Annotated in this window: 7 protein-coding genes; all 7 read right to left on the bottom strand. The window is 68.2% G+C overall.

Annotation, left to right across the window (positions count from 1 at the left end):
* Positions 1–366 precede the first annotated feature (366 nt).
* The 7 genes from tyrS to BW737_RS11285 all read right to left on the bottom strand — a co-directional run bounded on the left by tyrS (position 367) and on the right by BW737_RS11285 (position 6742).
* A complete protein-coding gene (gene tyrS / locus BW737_RS11310; protein ID WP_086615092.1) occupies positions 367–1629 on the bottom strand; it encodes a tyrosine--tRNA ligase in 1263 nt (420 codons plus the stop codon).
* 182 nt (positions 1630–1811) lie between these two features.
* A complete protein-coding gene (locus BW737_RS11305) occupies positions 1812–2474 on the bottom strand; it encodes an endonuclease III domain-containing protein (RefSeq protein ID WP_086615093.1) in 663 nt (220 codons plus the stop codon).
* Entirely contained in the window at positions 2471–3106 is a 636-nt protein-coding gene (locus BW737_RS11300; RefSeq protein ID WP_086615094.1) for a class I SAM-dependent methyltransferase, read from the bottom strand. The genes BW737_RS11305 and BW737_RS11300 overlap by 4 nt, the downstream gene beginning before the upstream one ends.
* A complete protein-coding gene (locus BW737_RS11295; protein WP_420835746.1) occupies positions 3103–3798 on the bottom strand; it encodes a DNA-3-methyladenine glycosylase in 696 nt (231 codons plus the stop codon). The genes BW737_RS11300 and BW737_RS11295 overlap by 4 nt, the downstream gene beginning before the upstream one ends.
* A gap of 13 nt (positions 3799–3811) precedes the next feature.
* Positions 3812–5326 (bottom strand): argininosuccinate lyase, encoded by a 1515-nt coding sequence (gene argH, locus BW737_RS11290; protein WP_086615137.1) that lies wholly within the window; start codon positions 5324–5326, stop codon positions 3812–3814.
* 19 nt (positions 5327–5345) lie between these two features.
* A complete protein-coding gene (locus BW737_RS18560; RefSeq protein ID WP_257210756.1) occupies positions 5346–5576 on the bottom strand; it encodes a hypothetical protein in 231 nt (76 codons plus the stop codon).
* A complete protein-coding gene (locus BW737_RS11285) occupies positions 5555–6742 on the bottom strand; it encodes an O-antigen ligase family protein (protein ID WP_257210755.1) in 1188 nt (395 codons plus the stop codon). Before BW737_RS11285 ends, BW737_RS18560 begins: the two co-directional genes overlap by 22 nt.
* Positions 6743–6922: the final 180 nt, after the last annotated feature.

Here is a 6922-nt window from a genome sequence, read left to right as displayed (position 1 = left end):
AACTCTCCAAACAAAACAAAAACCAAACAAAGAAACCAACAAAAAACCAACAAAACAAACAAACACGACACACTATCGAGATCCCAAACAACACACCCACCGGGTTTCCGCATCGCCTTACGGCCGATTGCTTCATCCCGGAAGCGCCGGATGAACTTTAGCGAGCCGCTTGACTGTGGTCAAATCAGAATTCCGTGATCCGAACCTCGACCAGCGGTCCTGTTCAGTTCATCCGCGCCGCCTTCCCGGGTGATCCCCGCGGCGGCGACAGGGGAATACTCTACGCAGCCCTTCCTCCCCGGTCAAACGGATCGGCGGTGACAACAGCCACATGCCATTACCGCCGCCGCTCCGGCTGTCAGCGGGTCAGATCCGCCGCGCCACCGCCAGGTTACGCCGCCCCCTCCGCACGAGCACAACGCCGCCCGCCAGCAGTTGTTCCTGCGTGACCGGCGCATCCTCATCGGTCACTTTGGCATTGTTGAGGTAGGCGCCGCCGGCCGCCACTGTCTTGCGCGCCGCATTGCGTCCCCGCTCGAGTCCGGTAGCGACCAACAGGTCGACGATCGTAGACGTCCCCACCTCGAGGGGCGCGGCCGGCAGGTCCGCGGTGGCGGCGGTCAGCGTGGCCTCGTCCAAGGTGGTCAACTCGCCCCTCCCCCACAGGGCCGCGGTGGCGGCCTCCGCCTGCGCGGTTGCGTCCGCGCCGTGGACCCAGGTGGTTACCTCGTGAGCCAGAACGCGCTGAGCCTCACGCGCCTTCGGGTTGTTCGCCACGGACTCCTCCAGCCGCTCGATCTCCTCACGGGGCAGGAAGGTGAAAACCTTGAGGAAGCGCACCACGTCGGCGTCGTCGACTTGCAGCCAGAACTGGTAGAAGGCGTAGGGGCTGAGCATGTCCGGGTTGAGCCAAATGGCCCCTCCCTCGGTCTTGCCGAACTTCGTCCCATCGGCCTTGGTGATCAGCGGATTGGTCATGACGTGCACGGAGGCGCCCTCGACCTTGTGGATCAGGTCCATGCCGCCCACCAGGTTGCCCCACTGGTCATTGCCGCCGACCTCCAGGGTGCAGCCGTACCGGCGGTAGAGCTCGAGGTAGTCGTTGGCTTGAAGGATCTGGTAGCTGAACTCAGTGAAGGAGATGCCCTCCTCGCTGGCCAGACGGCGGGCCACGATGTCCTTCGACAGCATGGTGCCCATGCGGAAGTGCTTGCCGAGGTCCCGCAGGAAGTCGATCGCACTCAGCTGGGCGGTCCAAGCCAGGTTGTTGACGATGCGGGCCGGATTCTCCCCGTCGAAGTCGAGCAGGTGCTCAAGCTGCCCGCGCAGCCCCTGTGCCCATTCCGCGACCACTTCCTTGGTGTTCAGCGTCCGCTCCCCCTTGGCCCGCGGATCGCCGATGAGCCCAGTGGCCCCGCCGACCAGGGCCAGCGGATGATGGCCGGCCAGTTGCAGGTGGCGCATGACCTTGACCGCGACAAGGTGACCGTGGTGCAGGGAGGGCGCGGTCGGGTCGAAACCGCAATAGAAGGTGACCGGTCCGCTGGCCAGCGCTGCGCGCAGCGCGTCGATGTCGGTGTGCTGGGCGATGAGGCCCCGCCACTGCAGCTCGTCCAGGATGTCGGTCACGGTCCAGTGCCTTCCCATGTCTTTCTCCCGGCACATGCGGGCCGGGGCCGGGGCGGTTGCCCGGCGCGGGCTAGTCTGCCACGGCCGCTCGGCGCACCCGGTATGGCGTCAACGGATCGGACATTGCACCGCCCGTGGCCCTGCGAGCCGGCGATGAGGACGGTCAGAGAGTCGGAGTGCCATCACCGTGGCGCCGTGCTCACCCCGATCAGGGGACCGTAAACCTCCCAGCCGCCGGCCGCCCGGGCACGTTTGCCGGCCTCGATGATCAGTCCGTGGAGGTCCACCAACTCCGCATGACTGAGTCCTTCGGCGTCGATGTCCGCCTCCAAGGCGCGCCTGGTGGTCTCGTAGTCGCGGCCGACGGCGTAACCGGCCTGCCGCAGCAGGCGGCGCCCGTAAGCGTCGAAGATGAAGCGGCGTCTGCCGTAGACCATCAGTGCCGTCACATCCGCACTCTCCGGGCCAATTCCGGGCAGCGCCAGCAGTTCGGACCGCAGCGCATCGTCGTCCAGTTCTGGTGCCGCCCGGCCGGCGGCGGAGAGCATCCAGGCAGCGAAGGCCCGCAGCGAGCGCGATTTGGCCCGCATAAAGCCGGCCGGGCGGATCAGCGCCGTCAACTCCGCATCCGACAGGCGCAGCAACCGGTCGGCCTCGAAGCCGGTGGCCTCCCGCAACAATGCCAGGGCGCGCTCGACATTCGTCCAGGCCGTGTTCTGCACCAGCACAATCCCACACACGTATTCGAAGGGGGTTTGCGCCGACCAGGACGGGGTCTCCCCGAGCGCGTTTTGCAGGAGCGTCAGCAGGTCGCGTACTGGCAGCGGGTGAGGACCGCGGGTCATTTCCCCATCCCCACAGGCCGGTCCCAGACCAGTGAGTAGCGCCAGTAGAACCGGCGACGTACCCGGGTGCCGGGCAGGATACGGTCGGCGGCAGCACGAATCTCGCGCAGAGACTGATCCGCCGGTGCGGTACGCACCCCGATGTCGGGGGTCTCACAATGCAGACGACTCGCGACGCGTATCGGGACAACGCTCAGCGCGCTGAGCAGCCAGTCCGCCACGGACTTGTTGGCGGCCAGCCCGATGATAACGAGCCGGCCGCCCGGTGCCACCAATGCGGCCAGGCGCTTGAGTCCCTCCTCCAACGGCAGATGGTGCAGGACCGCTACGCAGGTGACCGTGTCGAATACTCCCAGCTCGCTGACCACCTGGGGATCCAGCACATCGGCAAGCAGCACATCTGCTCCGTCGATTCCGGCCAGGCGTTCCCTGGTCCGCCGAGCGGCTGCAGGATCTGTCTCGATCCCGACGACCTCGTCACATACGGCCGTGAGCCGTTCCAAGAGCAGCCCCTCGCCGCAGCCCACATCCACGGCACGCCCGCCCCGGCGAGCGGCGTCGGCCACGAGTTCGCGGTGGAAGGCCACATTGTGGTTCCAGTAGCGGTTGGAATGCGCAGCTGCAGCACTCATCGCCCGTTCCTCCCCCGGCGGCGTGGCCGGGCCGGCTTGTAGGGCGAGACCGTGGGCTCACCGTCGAGCCAGAAGCGCCAGGGAAAAACAGCACCGTCGCCGCCGGGACCGGCCACACCGGTGCGCGGGCCGGTGCGGATGCGCTCAGGATCGGGTCCCAGGCCCGGTCCGGGCAGTGTCAGGGTGACGCGTGAACCTGGGGGACCGAGCCGGACACCGTCATCGTCTCGGGTCAGTCCGAGCGCCTGACACAGCCGGGCCGGTCCCCGTGCCAGGTCACGATCCGTGCGGGCGGCGGGACGACGCCGTCGCGCCAGCTCGAGCCCGGCTGTCACCTCCCCGCCGCGCAGCAGCACGGCGCGCGAGGACCCGACCGGGCCGCAGACGATGTTCGCGCAGTAATGCATGCCGTAGGTGAAGTACACGTAGATCACGCCCGCGGCCTCGAACATGGATGCGTTGCGCGCGGTACGACCGCGGTAGGCATGCGAACCGGGGTCGGCCTCACCCCGGTAGGCCTCCACCTCGGTCAGACGCACCGCCACCTCTCCCTGCGGGGAGCGCGTGGTAAGCACGGCGCCGAGCAGTCGTGGAGCCACCGCGACCGAGTCTGCCGCAAGCAGGGACGTCACCTCCCCGAGCATGACGGGGAGGCCATGGTGCAGCCCCTTCCCCGCAGCGGGTTGTGCCATGTGCCGTGCTCCCTCACGCCTCTCGGATGCGGACCTCCCCGGCGCCGCCGACTGGGCCGTCCAGCAGCGAGCCCTCCCAGGAGAACACGCGCAACTCGGCGGAGTGCTCGATGGCGCGAGCCAACTGCTCGACCACCCGCACCGGGGCGGTCCCGCCGTGACCGGCACGGGCGGCCACCGAACCGGCGGTCGACAGCACTGTGCGCACCTGCGGCGTCAGCCGCGGATCGATGGCGGCGAAGTCCGCATCCGTCAGCTCCCACAACTCGATGCCGCGGTGTTCGCACTCGCGCACACAGGCGCCGGAGAGCTCGTGGGCTTCACGAAACGGCACGCCCTGCTTGACCAGCCACTCGGCGATGTCGGTGGCCAGGGAGAATCCCTGCGGGGCCAGAGCGGCCATGCGCTCGTAGTTCAGGCGCATGGTGGCGATCATGCCGGACACGGCGGGCAGCAGTACCGCGAGCGTGTCGACGGCGTCGAAGACGGGTTCCTTGTCCTCCTGCAGGTCCCGGTCGTAGGCGAGTGGCAGGGCCTTGAGGGTGGCCAGCAGCCCGGCCAGGTCGCCGATGAGGCGACCGGCCTTGCCGCGGGCCAGCTCGGCCACGTCGGGATTCTTCTTCTGCGGCATGATGGAGGAGCCGGTGGAGAAGGAGTCGTCCAGGGTGACGAAGTCGAACTCCTTGGTGTTCCAGATGATGATCTCCTCCGCCAACCGGGAGACGTCCACCGCCGTCATGGCGAGAATGAAGGACATCTCGGCGACCGTGTCGCGCGCGGAGGTCCCGTCGATGGAGTTCTCACAGGCGGCGTCGAAGCCCAGGTCGGCGGCAACGGCATCGGGGTCGAGCCCGAGGGTGTTGCCGGCCAAGGCTCCCGAGCCGTAGGGGCTGACGGCGGCGCGCGCGTCCCAGTCCTGAAGCCGCTCGACGTCGCGCATCAGCGGCCAGGCATGGGCGAGCAGCTGGTGGGCGACCAGCACCGGCTGGGCGTGCTGCATGTGGGTTCGGCCCGGCATGATGGCCTCACCTGCAGCGGAGGCCTGATCGATCAGGGCATCGACGACGTCGAGCACGAGTCCGGCCAGGTGCCGGGCCTGGTCGCGCAGGTACATGCGGATCAGGGTGGCGATCTGGTCGTTACGGGAGCGTCCCGCACGCAGTCGGCCGCCCAGGTCTGCTCCGGCGCGCTCCATGACTCCGCGTTCGAGGGCGGTGTGCACGTCCTCGTCGGCGGGCGTCGGGGTGAAAGCGCCGGAGACGACGTCGTCCTCCAGGCGGTCCAGGGCGTCGAGCATGCCGTCCAACTGAGCGCCGTCGAGCAGTCCGGCGGCGTGCAGAGCCCGGGCGTGCGCACGCGAGCCGGCGATGTCGTAGCGGGCCAGGCGCCAGTCGAAGTGGGTGGATACCGACAGCGCCGCCAGGGCGTCGGCGGGGCCGCCGGTGAAGCGGCCGCCCCACAGGCTGATGCCGGTGGGGGCTGCGAGGGCTTCGGGGGCCGATGGGGTCGGGGACGGCTGACTCGTCATGGTGCCCATCATGGCGCATCTACGTGGGTGAGTGTGAGCCGGCCCGAGGCGTGGACCGGTGCGGGGTAGTAGGGCGCGCGCCGTCGCGGGCATCGGCACGGGCATCATCGCGGCTGCGTTCATACAGGCGGTGCAGGCCCAGCCAGGTGCCCAGGGCGCAAATGACCACCCAGTTGCCCTCACTGAGCAGGCGGGACTCGGTGAAGGACTGAACCGTCAGTGCAGTCATTAGCAGGGCGGGCAGCAGCACCGAGCGTCGGAGTCGATATTCCGCAGTGCGAGCCGAAAGGAGCGGACCAGGAGCAGCAGCACGAGCACGACGACGAGCGTCGCCCCCACCACGCCGGTCTGGAAGAGCGCCTCGATGTAGGCGTTGTGCGCGCTCATGGTAGGGGTGCCGTCCGGGCGGACCACGAGGGTGGCGAATATCGGGAGCCACGGCACCCAGTACATGATCCAGCCCCAGCCCAGGATCGTGTGTTCCTCCCAGAGCTCCAGCACCCGCTGCCATATCTCCCAACGGCCCGACATGTCCGAGCTGCGACCGAGCACTGCGGTGACCTGAGAGTGCAAGCCAATAGCCGCAGCAACGAGGGCCACCCCCACAGACGCGGCCATGATCAGCACGGCAGGGCGGAATCGGGGCGGAACCCGACGAACCAGCCACAGCACCAGGCACACCGCACCGCAGATCACGAGTGCCACGGAGACCGTTGCCGAGCCGGTCAGCACCAGCACCAGCAGGGACACAGCCGTCCAGGTAACCAGCCCCAGCGGACTCACCCTCCGGTCGGCCCAACGCACCGCCACGCACAACAGGGTGAGCAGGGCGATGAAGGCCAGCGGGTTGCGGTTACCGACAATCCCCTGGATCGGGCCGCCGTTGAACAAGTCGCCATTGACCCAGTAGTAGGAGATCGGGACCTCCTCCCAGTCCCGCATGTACAGCGGTATGAGCGGGTGGCGCAGGAACAGCGCCACACCGGCTTCCAGCAGGAGGCTCAGCACGAGGGTGGCCTCGAGTGCGCGGCTGAGGGCATCGGTCATCTGCCGCAGAGACAAGCCGCAGGCCAGCAGCACGCCGGCCGCGCTGGTAGCCACCATGAGCAGCGCCGCCAGGGCGGTGTCCCCGGGGTACTTGGACCAGATGATACTCAGCACGCAGACGCCGACGTATGCGGACGTGACCGGCGGCAGGGCACGCCAAGGCACGCGATGTCCCTCATGAAGAAAGATGAGCAGGAGCACGACGCCGCTCAGGGCGGCGATCAGGCCGAACGCCCACCAGCCGACGAGATTGCGCACGCCCTGACCGGAGAAGGTCAGGAAGAAGGCCCAGGTTCCCACGGCGGGCAGCAGCGGACGGCGCGAGCCGCGCACCGCGGCCACCGTGGGGGTGTGGGCGTTCGGGGGCACGCTCTCCTCCTTGTATTGGTTCCCCGCATCCGGGTTGAGATGTGTGCGGCTCATTTGGCATCAACAGGGTGGCCGACACGGCTTGTGCCGCACCGGCCTGCTGTTGCCGTAGCGTAACCGCATCCGTCCGTCCGCGAGGCGGAATCGGCCGCACAAGCCCCCGCCCTGAGGGTTGTTCAC

The organism is Actinomyces ruminis (assembly GCF_002154335.2).
GTDB classification, from domain to species: domain Bacteria; phylum Actinomycetota; class Actinomycetes; order Actinomycetales; family Actinomycetaceae; genus Actinomyces; species Actinomyces ruminis.
Note: the sequence above shows the minus strand (reverse complement) of the source record. Positions and strands in the feature narration are given on the sequence as shown.

What these genes read in the sequence shown, in the direction of transcription:
- BW737_RS11305 (WP_086615093.1), bottom strand. Translation starts at nt 2,474, where the DNA reads ATGACCCGCGGTCCTCACCCGCTGCCAGTACGCGACCTGCTGACGCTC.
- BW737_RS11300 (WP_086615094.1), bottom strand. Translation starts at nt 3,106, where the DNA reads ATGAGTGCTGCAGCTGCGCATTCCAACCGCTACTGGAACCACAATGTG.
- BW737_RS11295 (WP_420835746.1), bottom strand. Translation starts at nt 3,798, where the DNA reads ATGGCACAACCCGCTGCGGGGAAGGGGCTGCACCATGGCCTCCCCGTC.
- argH (WP_086615137.1), bottom strand. Translation starts at nt 5,326, where the DNA reads ATGACGAGTCAGCCGTCCCCGACCCCATCGGCCCCCGAAGCCCTCGCA.